Annotated in this window: 9 protein-coding genes; 1 reads left to right on the top strand and 8 read right to left on the bottom strand. The window is 31.6% G+C overall.

Going from position 1 to position 13,097, the window contains the following annotated elements; all coding sequences use genetic code 11:
• Window positions 1-168: 168 nt before the first annotated feature.
• Both G9F72_RS08760 and G9F72_RS08755 read right to left on the bottom strand, forming a co-directional pair.
• Complete coding sequence (locus tag G9F72_RS08760; protein WP_224676042.1) at window positions 169-738, bottom strand: AAA family ATPase; 570 nt, start codon at window positions 736-738, stop codon at window positions 169-171.
• A gap of 859 nt (window positions 739-1,597) precedes the next feature.
• Window positions 1,598-2,803, bottom strand: a complete 1,206-nt coding sequence (locus G9F72_RS08755; RefSeq protein ID WP_164957947.1) for an MFS transporter — start codon at window positions 2,801-2,803, stop codon at window positions 1,598-1,600.
• A gap of 469 nt (window positions 2,804-3,272) precedes the next feature.
• Between G9F72_RS08755 and G9F72_RS08750 the strand changes: the two genes are divergently transcribed.
• Window positions 3,273-5,357: a PocR ligand-binding domain-containing protein gene (locus G9F72_RS08750; protein ID WP_164957946.1), complete on the top strand. Its 2,085-nt coding sequence runs from the start codon at window positions 3,273-3,275 to the stop codon at window positions 5,355-5,357.
• A 164-nt stretch (window positions 5,358-5,521) separates the two neighbouring features.
• Here the strand turns inward: G9F72_RS08750 and G9F72_RS08745 are convergent, their stop codons facing one another.
• From G9F72_RS08745 to G9F72_RS08720, 6 genes are all read right to left on the bottom strand, one after another.
• Window positions 5,522-7,624, bottom strand: coding sequence for an ADP-ribosylglycohydrolase family protein (locus tag G9F72_RS08745; RefSeq protein WP_187356072.1), 2,103 nt, complete (start codon window positions 7,622-7,624; stop codon window positions 5,522-5,524).
• 111 nt (window positions 7,625-7,735) lie between these two features.
• Window positions 7,736-9,193 carry an extracellular solute-binding protein gene (locus G9F72_RS08740; RefSeq protein WP_164957945.1) on the bottom strand — a complete coding sequence of 486 codons (1,458 nt, stop codon included), beginning with the start codon at window positions 9,191-9,193 and terminating at the stop codon, window positions 7,736-7,738.
• An 80-nt stretch (window positions 9,194-9,273) separates the two neighbouring features.
• Complete coding sequence (locus G9F72_RS08735) at window positions 9,274-10,155, bottom strand: carbohydrate ABC transporter permease (protein WP_164957944.1); 882 nt, start codon at window positions 10,153-10,155, stop codon at window positions 9,274-9,276.
• 9 nt (window positions 10,156-10,164) lie between these two features.
• Window positions 10,165-11,058, bottom strand: a complete 894-nt coding sequence (locus tag G9F72_RS08730) for an ABC transporter permease (RefSeq protein ID WP_164957943.1) — start codon at window positions 11,056-11,058, stop codon at window positions 10,165-10,167.
• Window positions 11,037-12,302, bottom strand: coding sequence for a TerD family protein (locus tag G9F72_RS08725; protein ID WP_164957942.1), 1,266 nt, complete (start codon window positions 12,300-12,302; stop codon window positions 11,037-11,039). Before G9F72_RS08725 ends, G9F72_RS08730 begins: the two co-directional genes overlap by 22 nt.
• 256 nt (window positions 12,303-12,558) lie before the next feature.
• Window positions 12,559-13,002 carry a tellurite resistance TerB family protein gene (locus tag G9F72_RS08720; RefSeq protein ID WP_164957941.1) on the bottom strand — a complete coding sequence of 148 codons (444 nt, stop codon included), beginning with the start codon at window positions 13,000-13,002 and terminating at the stop codon, window positions 12,559-12,561.
• Window positions 13,003-13,097: the final 95 nt, after the last annotated feature.

The following is a 13,097-nucleotide window of genomic DNA, read 5'->3' as shown; positions in this document are numbered from 1 at the left end:
CAGCAATCGTTAGTTCAATAGAACCTAAATCATCATCATAAACTGAAACCAGCTGAAGTATTTTGATTGTTTTCATATACACCACCGACTATCTGGGTAACATTAGATTTAAATATAATACCTGTAAGACTAGATTTATATATAATACCTTTAAGTCGTCGTCAATGCTCATAATCTAAATTTATCCCTAATCATATGAGCAACAACATCTGGTGGAATGTCCGTGTTATTAACTTTCATATAATTACTTTTCTTAATTTCATCCTCAAATGAATTAAGACGATATTTCTCTTCAAGCCACCTAAAAAGTTCCTCTGAACGCGTAATATCTCTTTTCGTAGGTTTATTCAGTAGTCTATTTTCAGTCTTGTTTCTCTCGATGCGTACATCATAATCTGCTTCTAACTCTACATAGTATATAGTTCCACCTTTTTCTTTGAACATCTCTTCAACCATATATACATAATCCCAGTCCTCTTTGCAGTCCAGTGCCCACATAAAAGTAAAAACCATTCCATATTCTTCACTATCGGAATATGCTTCAAAAATCTCTTTTCTAAATAGATTTGTTAATCTTGATCTCTCTTGAGGCATATTTTTAAACAAATCAGAAACAATGTCTATTGTCATATGATTATGAAATAATCCTAACTCAGTAATTTTTGCAAGTTCTTGTCCAACAGTCATTTTACCAACTGCATGCGGCCCAAATATTATAACAAGTTTTATTTTATTCACCTAACTTTCAATTTATGTTATTGCCCCTACACATTCCATGCTCGTCACCTTTATTATACTACAAATTTTAGAATTATATCATTATTTTACCTGTAATATCTCATCTGCAACTTTACTTGTTGCGGACGAATTAAGAAGAGTTTATAAATAATTATCTATCCAAATAAATATAGCGTAAGCTAGATATTCTGGGCATAGTATTGGCATGTATGGTGTATCAAGGTGCATATTCTATATATGCACTCATAATATTTATGTGATAACCATACTATATATTAAGTATTATTATTTGCAATTAGGTGGTGTAACAGTGATATTATAGATAATTTAAGTCCTGAAGATTTACTAATTCTAACGAATGCAATCGCTATTTCACTTTCAGAAGATAGAAGCGCTGATGAAATAAACGTGCTTGGAAATTTTATTGTAGGTATAGGCCGCTTAATGCTAACTATTGCAGCTCAACAACAATATATATATTCACAACAAGGAAATAATAAATCCACATCTGACGATACCATTATTCATTAATAAATTAAGTTCTATATTTGAAGAATTTAATTTATTAACTGATTTGATATTTTTTCACAATGAATAGTAAAGATTCTTATATAGTAGTTGAGTTTTATCCCCCATCTCTGATACAACTACAAGTAATAATATTTTATTGAGTAATGCTATTTAATTACCTCCCATTATAATTAGATAGTGTAAATAAAAAAGACTTTCAAGGTACAGATCTGTTCCTATGGGAATTAACTAAGCAAAAGTAGATTTAAGAAATATTATGCGCATGCTCTGGGAACAACATATTGCATATCTTTCATCCTGTCAAGGTCCTCAAAATAAGCAAGAAACATTAATGAGCTTCAATATCTACCTCCACATTACTCTTAAGCCCAAGCCTTGCCTTCATATATCTCATAGTCATCACTGTTAATATAACCATTGCTAATCCCAGTACCATATGAGTAGTAAATATATTCTCATGATCCTTTAACACCCCCATTAGAGGAAAGGCAATGGCTACTGACAAATTACAGGCTAAACTTTGGAAGGAAAGCACCGTTGCTCTTTTGTCAGATGGTATGTGTTTATTTAAATATTTAGTGGTAACTGGCCTATATATTCCCCTTGCCACCTGTTGAAATAATATTGCAAAAACGCCAAACCAAACTTTTACTGTGCCCATAAGTACAAAGGATACTATCATTAGAAGAGCCATAAAAGTTAAGGTTTTAGGTTTAGTTTTATCCATAATCCAGTGACTGCGCTTTGAAGCAAAGGCTGCGGTTATATTAAAAACAAAAAATATTATTCCAAAGTATCTTACAGGTATTTTTACTGCTTCCATGTAGGGTTGATAATAGAAAAATGCGGTTCTATAAAAAATAAAAAACATCATAGTAAAAATTATTATAGCTTTAATTTTCTCATGGGATATTATAAACTTGCCACTTTCTTTTATTTGTTGCAAATAATTTATGCCGTATTTACCCACCTTACCTTCAATTGGAGGTTCTTTAAATCTTAGGGTTATAATTATGGTTACTAGCATAAAGACTACTGAAATTAAAAATGGGAGATTTTTATTAACCTCATACACAAATCCGGCAATTATTGAACCTACTGCCTGTGCATATAGTGCGAAGGATCTGGCTTTTCCTTCTATACTTTGAAATTCCTTTTCTCTTCCCATCACTTTTAGAGAATCATATATTAGTGCATTGTCTGCACCTGATTTAAAAGTTGCACCTAAACTAAAAATAACTTCTGCTAATATAAACATGGGAAAGCTCTTTCCCAATACATAAAAGCCAAGACTTATAGCCCATAGAAGCGCTCCTATAAGAATACTTTCTTTTCTACCAATTTTATCTGCCACGGCTCCTGTTGGCACTTCAAATAAAACTACGGCTATGGCGGAGATAGATTGAAGTACCATTATTTCAGTAAAGGATAGCCCCTTTGCAATTAAAAATAGCACTAGTATAGGACCTAATATTAACAATTCCGCAAAAGTTGAATAAAAATAGTAAGTTTTTATATTTTTAGAAAAATCCATTTTTCTACCCCCTTATTCTTTAAATAGTGTAATCACTATCTTACTTAATATAAAAAAAGCCCCGCAGAAAATCACTTAGAAGTGACTCCGCAAGGCTTAAATAGCTATACGTGTAAGATAAAATTTCCCTGTGCCGCTAGATATACATAGACACACTCACCATTTGAAATATTTTACCATATTAGGATCTGTTTGCATAGACATATAATGAAATTATTTTTTATTCTAGATATCATTATGACTATCTATAATGATATCAGAGTTAGCTTCTGCTAATTAAGACAACGATGGAAGTCTATAGACTGGCATTAATCTAATTTCCGCAAAAAATTACTAATTAAGTATGGTTCGACTAATATTTTTCATAATTTCTTATTATTGCAGGAGGAAATCCACTCAATTTGTAGAATTTATACATATAATATCAGTTGAATATACACCTTACTAAGATAATAGCGGAGGTTATAAAATGAACTATGAGTTATCAAATCTTATAGATATATGTCAACTTCAAAACTTACTAAATAGTTTTTATAACGCAACGGGGATTTCTACAGGAATTGTTGCAAGAGATGGGACCATTCTCACCGCCACCGCCTGGAAAGATCTGTGCACAAAATTCCATAGAATAAATCCTAAAAGTCAATTGCGTTGTGTTGAAAGTGATGCACAAATATTAAAGCAATTAGAAAATGGAGATAAATTTTTAAACTTTAAGTGTAAAAATGGATTAACAGATCTTGGTGTTCCTATTATAGTAGAAGGTGTTTTTCTTGCTACCATTTTTGCAGGACAAGTTTTATTTGAAGAACCAGACATTGAATATTTTAAAAGACAGGCCAAAGAATTTGGATTTGATGAAGACGCATATTTAAAAGCTTTAAAAGAAATCCCAATTGTTAACAGAGAGGGGCAAGAAAAAATTCTTCAGTTTCTTAAAGATTTTTCTGAAATGATTAGCGTAATGGGATTAAAACAATTAAAACTTTTAGAATCTCAAAAAAAACTTATACTTTCTGAAGAACAGTATAAACTTGCTCTATATGGTTCTAATGACGGAATGTGGGATTGGACTTTTGAAGATAACAACCTCCACCCTTCCCGTAGATTTTTACAAATTTTAGGTTATACAGAACAGGAAGCAAACTCTCTTTTCCCATTCTTTAAAGAACTTCTTCATCCAGATGATAAGGATTGTTTCACAAAAGAAATTAATCACCATATGCACGATAAAACATCTCATTTTCACCAAGAGACCCGTATTAAAATAAAAAACGGTGATTATAAATGGGTTTTAGTTCGTGGAGCTGCTATTTGGAATGATGAAAACATCGCTATAAGAATGGCTGGTTCTTTAACGGATTTATCTAATCAAAAATCGTCAGAAAAACTGCTAAAGAAAGAACAGGACTTTTCTAAAACTATTATAGATAATGCAAATGTTATTATATGTATGTTTAATCCAGATGGCTCTTTAGTTAAATTAAATAAGTACGGTGAGGATATTTCTGGATATTCCGAAGAATCCGTTTTAGGTTATAAATGGGTTAATACCATATGTCCAACGGAAATCAGAGAAAAAGCTTTATCAACTATTCGTTCTTTTAAACCAAGCATTACTACTACCCAATTTGAAAGTCCTATAGTTAATAAAAATGGACTTTTACTAACCATTCTTTGGAGCTATCAAATAATTTATAATGAAGACGAATCTATAAAAAATGTTATTGGTATGGGGTTAGATATAACACAAAGAAAGAATGAAGAAAAAAGATTGACAGAGTTTTTTGCAAATATTTCTCATGAATTAAGAACCCCACTAAACATAATATTTAGTACTTTACAATTAATTGATTTGTATGATAGTAAAAATTTAACTTCTGAAAATATTTGCAAATTAATAAAGCATAAAGAAAGTATGAAACAAAACTGTTATAGGTTAATGAGATTAGTTAATAATCTGATTGATATTACTAAAATCGATGCAAGATTTTTAGAACTAGATTTGCAAGAATGCGATATCGTAAGTTTAATAGAAGATATCACCCTCTCAGTTTCAGAATATATGGAAAATAAAAGTTTAAACCTTATTTTTGATACAGACGTAGAAGAAAAAATTCTATGGTGTGATCCTGATAAAATCGAAAGGATTATTTTAAATTTACTTTCTAATGCAGTTAAATTTACTAAACCTTTCGGAAGTATATTTGTAACTTTATATAATAAGGAACAAAGCATTCTTATTTCAGTTAAAGATACAGGTATAGGAATTGAAAATGATAAACTAGATATGATTTTTGAAAGATTTAAACAAGTAAATAAGTCATTCACAAGGGAGCAGGAAGGTAGTGGCATTGGGCTCTCTCTTGTAAAAGCTCTCGTTATTATGCATAATGGTTCTATTGAAGTAAAAAGCATTTATGGAAGCGGAAGCGAGTTTATAATCGAAATTCCCATAAATGAACCAATTCATAAAACAACTCATAATTCTTCTAACGCATTATGTAATAAACAGCACTATAATATAGAATTTTCGGATATATATTTTAATTAATATTCAAGATAATATGCTTTCTCACTATTACTACTTTATTGCGAGAAATCAATTTACTTATAGTATAACCCCTACATCAATAAATAATGTAGGGGTTTTCTTCATGCTATTTTTTCTAGTACTATAACTAGGTTATAGCTATTCCTATAGGATAAATTTCTACTCTATAACTCTTCTACCTCTACATCTTTAAAGTAAGCTCTTCCTGCATCTAGTCTACTAAATCCAAACATTCCGTACTCAAATTTATCGTGAGCATGACAAATTAACTCTTCCCCATTTATATAAAAATATATTCTTTCCTCTTTAGCTAAAACTTTAAATTCATAATCCACATTATATTCCCATTTATATTCCACAGTTGCTAGCGGAATAAATCCAAAGTCATTTATAATAAGAGCTACTTTGTTTTCTCCATTAAACCCTGCATGATATCCTCTTTCTGCTCCTTGAACTCTAAAGGCGATATTATGAGATAATCCATTTATAGGTTTTACTGTGGCTTTTACACTTATATCTTTAGTATAATAATTTCCAGTATAGGCCTCACACTGACTTATACTCATACAACTCATACACCCATCTTCTATACCCCAAGCTCCATGATTATGAGCAAAAGGAGTTACACATTGGAACTCAAAAAACTGTTTAGCAAAGTCAATGGTATACTTGGATTTCCCATGTACATTAAATTCGTCTATAAATATACTTCCTAAAGCGCTGTCCGTTCCTGGTGAAAAAGATTCTACCATTATTCCTACTTCATCTATCATTGACCCATCTGTGTCTGGTACAATAAATTCTATCTTTTGCCACTGTTTATTTTTTAATACTTCCACGGCCAGCTTTATATCCTCTTTTGTAAAGGTATTTCTCACATAAGGCGTAATTGCTATATCCCTTCCTTGCCACTGATTAAGGTATACACTCATGCTAACTCCTTGCCCTGGATATACCTGGGGCGTAAAAGTAGGTTTATATCTTTCATCATCAAAATCAGCTCTTCTATAAAAAGGCTTATAATACACCTTAGAACCCTGTCCATAAGCAATGCTATCAAATATAACCTCTAGTGAACCTTCACTTTCATACCCAATTTCATTGCTATGCTTTAACATGAATTTATTATTATCTGATAGCCTAAACCCATGAGTTGAACCAGCAACTTCAAAATCAAAATATATTTCTCCTAGTTTAATTGAGTCTTTTAATTTCTTTGGAGCCTCTTCTTTTGCTAGTCTATATCCTAAAAGTGCTAATTCCTTTGCATAGGTAGGCACATCAAGTATATTTAAATATCCAGATATACTAGAAGTAACTATAAAATCATTTATAGGCTTTCTATATTTATCCGCTAAACCCTTCATACCTTGAGCCACTCCCATAATAGTTCCCACATTCCCTGCATTACAATCTGTATCCCACCCACACATAGTAGCTATCTCTATGGTCCTAGATAAATCACCTTCACCATATAATAGCGACAGTATACACACTCCTGCATTAGGAATAATGTGGCAGGATCCTAAATATTTATCATATCCCCAGTTTTTCTCAAGGTATTTTTGACAAAGTGTAAAATCTAGTGGATTCTGATTATAAAACTGGATTACATCTCTTGTTACTCTAGAATACTCAGAGTCAACAGGTATTTTAGAAAGCCCAGCCTCAATTATTTCCATAACATTTTCTGTAGAAAATGCTTTAGAAATACAGCTTGCAATAAATCTTGCACCAAATATACCATTACCATCATGAGATACGCTAGCTGCCTTTCCAGCATATTCTGCAGCCTTTTCTATATTGCTGGGCCAAACAAGACCCCAAGTATCTATAAATATTTGCCCCCCAATTTGCTGCGATAATATCTTGCCATTTAATCTTTCTGATCCAGAAAGGGGTACTTTAAATCCATTTTTCAGATTAAGATACACTGTATGTTCGGTACTTACTCCATATCCACCCCACCAAAACATCCCTATTCCTTCTCTAGAATAATTAAGCCAAGCTCTCCCCACATCTTCTGCTTCTAACTCTCTATCTTTTGCATCATCATATAAGGCTCTTAAAAAGAAAACCGGTCCATTTACATCATCATCCGCAGCAAAGTTTTTATAGTCTTTAACATAGCCTGTAATATTTCCATATACTGCTTTGATCTTTTCATAAGTCCAGAATGATGGCTCAACAGGTGCCCCCAGCCTTATCCCCATATTCATTCCTAAAAATCCCGCATAGACCTTCTCTAAATAATTATTGGGAATCAACGATAACCCCCTTTATAATAAATGCTTCTTTATATTTATATGTTACTCATAGGAGAAAATCCACTAATTACTTTTTACTCTTCAAAGGGCAAATTCATGCTATGCCCCCTTTTACTTTAATACTTCATTAGCATGTTTAGTAATATCTTCTCCACCATTTTTATACCACTGCGTTACAAATATATCAAAATCACTAATAGGGCGCTTTCCTGTTATTATATCTGCTGAATATTCTTTATATAGGTTATTTACAGAATCCCATTTAACAGAAAATTCCTCTGGCATTATAAAATTAATATCTTCAGTATAAAGCTTATTAACATCTTCTAGTGATTTAGTTCCTGCAGTTCCTAGCAGTGGTTTCGCGAGTTCTTTTCCAAATGCAACTTTTGATGGCTCCCAAAATTTCGCATACCATTCTTGTGATTTTTCAGTTAACTGGATTTTATTATCTTTAATTAAATAATGCTCACCTTCAAAACCTAAACGATCTATCATTTGGCCTTTTTCACTAGCCATAAAATCTAAAATCTTAAAAGAAATCTCTTTATTTTTAGATGTAGAAGAAATGGCTATGCCTCTACTCTCTTTAGAAACATCTATTGGTAAATATCCTTGTGCTTTTCCTTTTGCTGCCGGTAAAACTGTAAGTCCTACCGCATTAGCCTTTTTTACTTTACCTTCATAAATATCTATAACTTTTCCTGCTGTTCCAGCTATTATAGCAGCTTGATTATCATAAAAAGACTTTTCCTTTGTGTCCCATTTCTTAGTTAAGAATTCTGGATCTAATATCCCTTCTTTATAAAGTTTATTATAAAAAGTTAACTTTTCTTTTTCATTGTTAGAAACTTTATTAAAAATATACTTGCCATTTTCATCTTTTATCCAAGTAGATTTATTTCCAAAAGCTTGGTCAAATATTTCATCAATTTCTAAAGTACTACCAGCGGCTGTTAATGCATAGGCTGGTGATCCTTGTCCGCCTAAATTAGATGCTTTTAATTGTTTTAAAAATGCATAATAATTATCTATAGTAGGGTCTTCCATCAGTTTTTTAGATGTACTTAATTTATCAAACCAATCACTTCTCATTACCGGCACCTTTGATGCAAGAGGTTTAATCCATAATAAGTAAGGATAGTTCTCTAATCTCTTTTTATTTTGTGGTTCTAAATTAGGTTTTATATACTTAGATTTTTCTATATATGGTATTAAGTTCTCTAATAATCCTTGCTGAGATATTTGCTGGTCTCCACCCTGGAAATATATAATATCCGGAATATCTTTACCAAGTAACATTAAGTTTAACTTTTCAGCATAGTTACCTGAAGGCATTTCCACAAGTTCAATCTTAACTTTTGTTCCATCCTCAGCCATGGCCTTTTCGATAAGACCTATATACTTTTGAGCTATAGGATCTTTTGGACTTACATCTTTCATCACCATTCTTACTGCTGCTGGCTCTGTTGAGTTATTTTTTTCTGCTGTGCCACTAGTTTTTGATTTACATGCACCTAAACTTAGCGTGCTTATAATTACAAGAATTAAAGCTATTGTTTTTTTCATAATATCCCCCTTAAGATTATCTTTTAAGATTACTATTTATTAAAACTACTCTTTATTAACGCTCTTCTTTATTAAAACTGCTATTCTTTAATTCCCCCTTCCATTGTTCCTTTTGTGTAATTTTTAAGTATAAACGGATATATTAGAAGTATAGGAACCACTGCAATCATTATAGTTCCTGCTTGTAATGCTTTATAACTTAGCTGAGAGGCCTTATCAAAAGATAGAAGACTATTAGCGCCGAGCATTGATGTGGTATCATTTAACACTACAAACTGTCTAAGCACTAGTTGTAATGGCCATTTAGCCGAATCATTTAAGTATATTGATGCTCTAAAATATTCATTCCAATGAAAAACCCCATAAAATAGTCCTATAGTTGCAATGGAAGACTTTGAAAGTGGAATTAATATTTTAAAGAGAATAGTTAAGTGACCTGCGCCATCTACCCTTGCTGCATCAATAAGTGCTTCTGGCACCTCTTCAAAAAATCTCATAAGTATAATTAAATAATATACGTTTAGTGCCTTATACAAAATTACAGAAGAATAGGTATCTAAAAGTCCTATGCTTTTAACTAGTAAATATTCTGGAATTAATCCTGGTTCAAACACCATAACAATTATTAAAATTACCATAAAAACTTTTTTCCCCACAAGTCCTGGCCTTGTAAGTGCATAAGCCGCCATTATTGTTAAACCTAAATTTAATATAGTGCCTATTACAGTTACAAATACTGAGTTAAAAAGGCTTTTCATAATCTGAGGATTAGAAAATAAAACTCGGTAATTATCAAGAGAAAATCCTTTAGGTAGAATAGTAAGTCCTGTCACTTCTTTTACACGAGCGGGGTCAGTTAGTGACAGTGCTAGTAAATTAACAATTGGTACAAGCATAGTTAAAGTAACAATAAACAGTAATGTATAAAACAGAAAGTGAACTAAATTTTCTTTATTTTTCATATTTTCACCCTACCATAAACCTTTCCCAGATATTTTTTTCGCTAAAAAGTGTGTGGTAAAGATCAATATAATTCCAATTACACCTTTAAATAAGCTTGCTGCTGTAGCGAAAGCATACTGACCATTTATTAATCCTATCCTATACACATAGGTGTCAAGTATATCAATTACACTTATAACCGAATCATTCATAAAGTTAAATACTTGATCAAAGCCTGCATTCATAAAAAAGCCTAAATTTAAAATAAATACTGTAACTATAGTGGTTACAAGTTCTGGTATTGTAATATGTATCATCTCATCAAACCTAGATGCACCATCTATTCTCGCGGATTCATATAGTGCAGGACTTATTCTCATTATAGCTGCTAAATATATTATTGAATCCCACCCGGCACTTCTCCAGGTTTCTGAAAAAACTAATACCCATCTTATATAGCCTTTGCTTGTCATAAAATCAATAGAGGGTATATTAAATACATTTAGGATATTATTTACTCCTCCAGTTGTAGGCGATAATAGCTTAATCCATATACCTGTGATAACCACCCAGGAAAGAAAGTGTGGTAAATATACTACTGATTGTACATATTTTCTAAACTTCAATGATCTTACTTCACTTATAAGTAAAGAGAAAATTATTGGTATAGGAAAGAAGAATACTATTTTCATAGTACTTATTATTATAGTATTTTTAAGTACATGAAAAAAACTAGCAGAGCTGAATAGGGTTTTAAAATGCTTTAGTCCTACAAAAACATTATCTCCTATGATTCTATAGTCTTGAAATGCAAGTGACATACCAGCTAAAGGTATTAAATGAAATATTATAAAATATATAAGGGGTAGTAAAAGCATTAGATATAGTACTCTATCTTCTTTTATTTTTTTCCAGTTGTCCATTTTAATCCCCATCCAAAGGCTTTATCCATTTCGATATGACCTGAAAAGTATTGTACCAATCTTTCAATTTTAAAGGTCTGATTATTTTCGTTTGTTATTAATGCAACTGCGCACATAGTTTTATTGCTGCTGTGCTCATCAAGATTTATAACAATATCAGGTCCATTATCTTGCTTTATTGTAACGCATCCATCCGCCTGGGACCAGTTTGATAAACCTTCATATATAAAAGCATATACCAAAATTCTTTTTATATTTTTCAAATAATTACCATTGATTCTTAAATTTTCACCAGTAGTTACAGTTCCACTTCTATCATCATTATCTAAACTAATATATGGTGGTTTTGTATAGTCTCCAAAAGCCTTTCCAAGTGCTTGTACCAAACGTTTTGTGCCATCATTTAGTTCATAAAGACACCCTAAGTCAAGATCAGTCCCTTTAGCTGCACCCCAAAAACCAGTTTTCTTCTTTTGACTCCAATTGAGATTTACAACTATGTCACCCAGTTTACCGTCATTTTTTTTCTCAAGGCTAATTGTATCCCCCTTTTTCTTTAGCTCAATCTTAGATAAATTAACTTTGCTTGTTCCTTTTGGAGTAGTCGATACTATTGGTGTTTCTTTTGGAACCAATATTATAGGGGTCTCTTTTCTAACCTCTGTAATTGGTTCATCCACAACATCTATACCATACTTTGTGCATAAATCGTTTAGTCCACCAACAAATCCAGAACCAATTGCCGCGAATTTCCAGTTAGATCCTTTTCTATAAATTTCGCATGCAACAATAGCAGTTTCCAGCTTTAAATCTTCGCATATATTGTATGTACAATATTCTTCTTTTGTTTCTGCATCAATTACTTTAACAAAAACATTAGTGAACTCCTTGAAATTCTGCTTTTTTATATCAGCTTCATGTATTGTTATTGTAAATGATATTTTATCTATATTTTTATCAACCATACTCACATCAATTGTAATCTGCTCTTTGCCCATTAACATGGTCTTCTCTTTATTTGCCTTATGTACTATAGCTCCATTTGAGCTTTTAGGATTGTTATAAAAAATAAAGTCATTATCATCTATCACCTTACCATTTACCTGCAGTAAAAAAGCTGCACTATCTATGCTATAGTCCTTTTCATTTGGCATTTCCCATCCCAAACAAATCATAATTTTCTTTCCCACTGCATCTTGTGCTAACAGATCAATTTTTTTACCCTTTTCAGCAATAACAGTCATTTTAATTCCCTCCTTAGTTTTACTTCATATAATTTTTATTCAATTCAGTATAATATAATTCTATTATATACCTACATTCTGGTTTAATAGTTGCATTTATATATCTTTACAATTTTATGAACAATTTAACATATATGACCATATCTTATCATTCACTTCACTATATTATCAACCTTTTTTTATAAATGCTTCACAAATACATTAAAAAAAACTGTAGAACATTTTATTGTCCCACAGTTTCTTTATGTATCTATTATTAAAGTTTAAAATCTGCTGGATTCACACCAAGGTTTGAGCACATTTCTTTAACTAGTGCAATTTCATCTTTGTCAAAAGTTCCATCTGCAGCGCCTATTGAACAGCATACTGCTATTAATGTCTTTGCAGCATCTGGTTTGCTTTTCATCTTAGTAATTGCCTTCATGGCTTCTGCCTTTCCAACATTATAATCAAATGCAAACATATCTGCATAGTGATTAAATCTTGTTAGCACATCGTTTAATTTGAAAACCTTTAATGAATCATTAAGATTAATATACCCTACCATCTTTTGTTTTTCCTCTGAGCTTATTTCTCCATCAGCACTTGCAATAAGTGCACAACCTGCAGCTACAGCTTCCATAAAATCCTTGTTAGCAAATTGCTTAATTCCAGCTTCAGCTTTAGATTTTTGATCTTTTAACCAATCACCAATTCCCATAATAAACACTCCTTTAATCTTTTATTATATTAATAAATTTTACTCAACCTTATTTTAAAAGTGTCTTGAATATAATTCACATATACTTATTACAT

Origin of the sequence: Clostridium estertheticum, from assembly GCF_011065935.2 — a bacterium.
In the GTDB taxonomy this organism is placed as follows: Bacteria; Bacillota; Clostridia; order Clostridiales; family Clostridiaceae; genus Clostridium_AD; species Clostridium_AD estertheticum_A.
Note: the sequence above shows the minus strand (reverse complement) of the source record. Positions and strands in the feature narration are given on the sequence as shown.

Bases quoted from the DNA above. Each gene is read 5' to 3' on its own strand.
- G9F72_RS08740 (WP_164957945.1), bottom strand. From the start codon at position 9,193: ATGAAAAAAACAATAGCTTTAATTCTTGTAATTATAAGCACGCTAAGT.
- G9F72_RS08755 (WP_164957947.1), bottom strand. From the start codon at position 2,803: ATGGATTTTTCTAAAAATATAAAAACTTACTATTTTTATTCAACTTTT.
- G9F72_RS08720 (WP_164957941.1), bottom strand. From the start codon at position 13,002: ATGGGAATTGGTGATTGGTTAAAAGATCAAAAATCTAAAGCTGAAGCT.
- G9F72_RS08725 (WP_164957942.1), bottom strand. From the start codon at position 12,302: ATGACTGTTATTGCTGAAAAGGGTAAAAAAATTGATCTGTTAGCACAA.
- G9F72_RS08730 (WP_164957943.1), bottom strand. From the start codon at position 11,058: ATGGACAACTGGAAAAAAATAAAAGAAGATAGAGTACTATATCTAATG.
- G9F72_RS08735 (WP_164957944.1), bottom strand. From the start codon at position 10,155: ATGAAAAATAAAGAAAATTTAGTTCACTTTCTGTTTTATACATTACTG.
- G9F72_RS08750 (WP_164957946.1), top strand. From the start codon at position 3,273: ATGAACTATGAGTTATCAAATCTTATAGATATATGTCAACTTCAAAAC.